The 3,004-nt window shown below is 70.9% G+C and carries 4 protein-coding genes; 2 read left to right on the top strand and 2 right to left on the bottom strand.

Annotated features, from left to right (window positions below):
* Together G6026_RS09975 and G6026_RS09970 are read right to left on the bottom strand one after the other, a co-directional pair.
* Window positions 1-392 (bottom strand): tripartite tricarboxylate transporter TctB family protein (locus G6026_RS09975; RefSeq protein ID WP_182613083.1); only part of this gene is annotated, 392 nt, incomplete at its 3' end.
* Window positions 389-1,366: a tripartite tricarboxylate transporter substrate-binding protein gene (locus tag G6026_RS09970; RefSeq protein WP_182613082.1), complete on the bottom strand. Its 978-nt coding sequence runs from the start codon at window positions 1,364-1,366 to the stop codon at window positions 389-391. The genes G6026_RS09970 and G6026_RS09975, both read right to left, overlap by 4 nt.
* Window positions 1,367-1,471: 105 nt before the next feature.
* On the opposite strand from G6026_RS09970, the gene G6026_RS09965 reads away from it, so the two are divergent.
* Together G6026_RS09965 and G6026_RS09960 are read left to right on the top strand one after the other, a co-directional pair.
* Entirely contained in the window at window positions 1,472-2,749 is a 1,278-nt protein-coding gene (locus tag G6026_RS09965) for an ATP-binding protein (RefSeq protein WP_182613081.1), read from the top strand.
* The coding region (locus tag G6026_RS09960; protein ID WP_182613080.1) for a response regulator at window positions 2,746-3,004 on the top strand (259 nt) is incomplete at its 3' end. The genes G6026_RS09965 and G6026_RS09960, both read left to right, overlap by 4 nt.

Below are 3,004 nucleotides of genomic sequence, written 5' to 3'. Positions count from 1 at the left end.
TCAGCCGCGGGCGCGGTGGTGGTGGGGGAGTCGACGGGATCGTCGATCGAGGCCAGGTCCTCGAGCATGTCGGTGGACAGCTGGCCCATGGTCGAGGTGGCCGCGGTGTGCCGGGGGGTGCGGATGACGTTGATCGCCAGCAGTCCGCCGGTCAGGATCAGGAAGCCGGCCACCAGGCCGGGGAAGAACCGCGGCCCGGGTGCTCCCACTCCCTCGGGGACGTCCATGGTGATGGTCTGCACGATCATGAACGCGGCGATCGCGAGGACGCCCGCGGCGAACCCGAGCTCGGTCCGCTGACGCCACCAGCGGCGACGGTCGGTGGGCGGGGCGGCCGGGGCCGACGGGGCCGTCGTTCCCCCCGCGCTCGCCTGGTCGGTTACGAGTGTCATTGTCCCAACTCCCTGATGATGTCTTCGGTCGTGGCGATCTCCGCGTCGAGGAACCGGGCGAACTCGTCACCTGCCATGAACTCGTCGGTCCAGTTGTTGCGCTCGAGGGTGTCGCGCCATTCCCCGGTCTCGCGCATCTCCGCGATGATCGCGATGAGCTCGTCCCTGACCTCGTCAGGGATGCCCGGTGGGGCGACCAGCCCGCGCCAGTTCGACATGGACACGTCCACGCCCTGCTCGATGAAGGTCGGGGTGGACAGCTCCGCGACCGGGGTCGCCGACGAGACCCCGAGCGCGCGGAGCTCGCCCGCCTCGATCTGGGCGTCGAAGTCGTTGGCTCCGGAGATCGCGCCGACCGCGGACCCGCTGATCATCGACCTCACGACCTCGCCGCCCCCGGAGTAGGCGATGTAGTTGATATGGGCCGGGTCGATCCCGGCGGCCTCGGCGAGCATGCCCGTGAGCAGATGGTCGATGCTCCCGAGCGATCCGCCCGCGATCGCCATCCCCGGATGCTCCCGCCACGCCGCCAGGAACTCCTCGAGCGTCTGATACGGGGAGTCCGCGGGGACCACCAGCACGTTGTAGTCGTCGGCCAGCCGGGCGATCGGCGTCGTGTCCTCGAGCGTGGCGTCGGAATCCTGCAGGATCACCCCACCCACCATCACTCCGCCGGTGACCAGCAGGGAATCGGTACGCCCGGCGAGCTGGACGAACTGGGTCAGCCCGATGGTGCCGGCCGCGCCCGGGACGTTGCGGACCCGCACCGCGTTGACGATCCCGTTGGTCATGAGGGCCTGCTGGGCTTCTCTGCCGAACGTGTCCCATCCGCCGCCGGGGGCGGCCGGTGCGATGATGGCCAGTTGGGTCCGGGGGTTGTCACCGCCTCCGGAGCGGCTGGCGTCGGTCGCCGCGGCCGTGGTGAGCCCGACAGCGAGTACCGCGGTCAGGATGCGGGCAAGGGGGTGTCGCATCAACGGTCCTTCCAGATGTCCGGCGGCGTGAGTGCCACCGGGGTATGGGCTGAGCATGGATCGGCGACGTGTGATGTGGGGCACAACTAGTCTTTGTGCTCATTGATGCTCACGAACGAGGAGAGGAGCGGGGTGGCGCGATACTCGGAGTGGCTGCTCGAGCGGCGGTTCCGCCTCGTCGTGGTGGTGGTGATCCAGTTCGCGGTGGTGGTGACCTGCGTGGGACTGACGGCCTATGCCGCCGCCCGGGTCCAGGAGCGGCAGGTTCGCGAGGCCACGACCGAGCGGGTCCTCGCGGTCGCGCGCAGCCTCGCGGAGCTCGACCAGGTGCGGGACGCCATCGGGAGCGGGGACGCGGAGCAGGAGCTGCAACCGCTGACCGAGCTGATCCAGCAGGCGTCCGGGGTCGACTACGTGGTGATCAGCGACGCGCGAGGGATCCGGATCACCCACCCTGTGCCCGCGGAACGCGGCCGGCCGGTCTCGACCGACCCGTCGGACGTGCTGGCGGGGGCCACCTTCGTCGGCACCGAGGAGGGGACCCTCGGTCCGACACTGCGCGCCAAGGTGCCGGTGTACCGCGGCGGGCTCGTCGTGGGTGCGGCATCGGTGGGGGTCCTGGAATCGGAGATCGCCGCCGACCTGCGGTCCAGTCTCACGGCCATGGCGCCGTGGGTGCTGCTGGCGGTGCTGGTCGGACTGACCGGCGCCGCCGGTGTCTCCGCGGCGATCGGCGGCCGGGTCCGCAGGCTGGAGGCGGAGAACGCCGAACTGGGAGAGCAGCGACGATTGTCCAGGGCGCTCCGCGAACAGACACACGAGTTCCGGACCCGGATCCACGCGGTGTACGGGCTCGTCGAGAGCGGCGAGTCCGACGCGGCGCTCGACTATCTGGCGGAGCTCGCCCCGGTCACCGGCGCGGGTACCCGCGACGGAGGTGTCGAGGACCCGCGCCTGCGCGCGGTGTTGGGTGAGATGGCCGCGGAGTACCGGTCGCGGGGAGGTCGGCTGGAGATCGACCCCCTGACCTCGACGAGTTCGGGTGAGCTCGGGGCGGACGACGTCTCGCTGATCGCGAATCTGGTGATCAACGCAATCGAGGCCGCGGGTCCCGGGGGCCACGTCCACGTTCTGGTGCTGGCGGACGAGTTCGGCACCGAGGTCGCCGTGGGTGATGACGGGCCGGGGTTGGACCCCGAGGCGCTGCCGATGATGATGGAGCATGGGTACTCCACCAAGGCCCCGGGTGCCGGGCACGCGACCCGCGGCGTCGGCCTGGCGGTGGTCTGGCAGATCGTGCGGGATCGTGACGGTGAGATCGAAGTGGGCAGATCCCCGGCCGGCGGGGCGCTGGTCACCGCGCGGTTGCGGAGGAGACGATGACGGGCGAGGGACAGGGCGGCCGCGCCATCCGGACCCTGATCGTCGATGACGACCCCGTGGCGCGGCGCCTGCACAGTCGCCACGTGGAGGGGGTCGCGGGCTTCACCGTGGTCGCCGCGGTGGGCGACGGGCAGGCGGCGGTGGGGTGGGTGGCCGGTGGCGGGATCGACCTGGTGCTGCTCGACATCGGGTTGCCGGGGTTCAGCGGTATCGAGGTGTTGCACCGGATCAGGACCATCTCCCGCCGCCGGATCA

The organism is Dietzia sp. DQ11-38-2, from assembly GCF_014145055.1.
GTDB lineage: Bacteria > Actinomycetota > Actinomycetes > Mycobacteriales > Mycobacteriaceae > Dietzia.
This window is presented reverse-complemented; position numbering and strand designations above follow the sequence as displayed.

Excerpts from the sequence above, each read along its gene's own strand:
- G6026_RS09970 (WP_182613082.1), bottom strand. The coding sequence starts at position 1,366 with ATGCGACACCCCCTTGCCCGCATCCTGACCGCGGTACTCGCTGTCGGG.
- G6026_RS09965 (WP_182613081.1), top strand. The coding sequence starts at position 1,472 with ATGCTCACGAACGAGGAGAGGAGCGGGGTGGCGCGATACTCGGAGTGG.